The 1,012-nt window shown below is 66.9% G+C and carries 1 protein-coding gene; it reads right to left on the bottom strand.

What is annotated here, in order from left to right; translation table 11 throughout:
* Positions 1–917, bottom strand: a 917-nt coding sequence (locus tag ON31_RS00020; protein WP_039807854.1) for a phage portal protein, incomplete at its 3' end; no start/stop codon positions are given.
* Positions 918–1,012 lie beyond the last annotated feature (95 nt).

Genomic DNA, 1,012 nt, shown 5'->3' with positions numbered 1-1,012 from the left:
GTGTCCTGATACAGCATCTTGTGCTGCTCGGTGATGTTGGAAAACGTCGCGTGGTCGAGGATTCCGACCATGGGCGGCGGAATGAAGTACGCGGCGGCGACTTCCTCGCGGGAGAGCTTGCGCACCTCGAGGTACTGCAAATCGCTGGCGGTCATGGCCGCGGCCTCGAACGTCATGCCGTCCTCGAGGATCGGCGTGCCGCCCGCCTGCGGGCCGTCGCCGGTGTACTGCGATTGCCATTCCTTGCGGAACCGCTCCCGCGCCTCGGCCGACCACTTTCGGTCCGCCGGCCGTTGGATGTATCCGGCGATGCGCGCGCCGTTGCGGAGCACCTGCTCGCGCATCCGGGTACCGGCGAATTCCTCGGCGAGGATCTGTCGCAACGACTCGATCGGCGACGTGCCGAGGTCGCCGTTCACGTCGTAGCCGCGGAAGTACACCATTTGATCGGCCGAGACCTCACGCTTGCCGTTGGTGCCCGCGATCTCGAATACCTCGGGGGTGAGCCAGTTCTCGCCCTTGGCAGTGACGATCGGCGGCGGCACCCGGATCAGGCCGAGCCCGTTCGCGGTCTTCGCCTTCAGCAGGTGCGCCCGGTCGAAGATCGCGAAATCGTGCACGAGCGCGTCCATGAGCCGGTATCGCGTCGTCCACGGATTCGGGTTGCCGAGCAGCAGCGCGAGCGGGTGCTCGGTGAGCCGCTCGCGGTCGGTGTCGCCGTTGCGGTGGAACACATGGATTCCGAGCTGGGCGATATTGCGCGCCAGGAACGACACACAGGTACGGACGGCGGGCTGAGTGCGCCACAGTTCGGCGTACTCGATCGTGTGCCGATCCGACAGCCGCAACACAGGTTGCCGCGGCTGGTCGGGCCGAGCCAGCGACCGCACCGCGCCATCGGAGACCACGAACGCCACTACCCCACCGCCTGTATGTAGTCGACGTTCGCCTTGTCGACGACGATCTCGCCGTCAGCCGGAACGGCCTCGCCGTTCTCGCGCAGCACGGCCGC

Origin of the sequence: Nocardia otitidiscaviarum NBRC 14405 (assembly GCF_000308635.1) — a bacterium.
Taxonomy (GTDB): Bacteria; Actinomycetota; Actinomycetes; order Mycobacteriales; family Mycobacteriaceae; genus Nocardia; species Nocardia otitidiscaviarum.
This window is presented reverse-complemented; position numbering and strand designations above follow the sequence as displayed.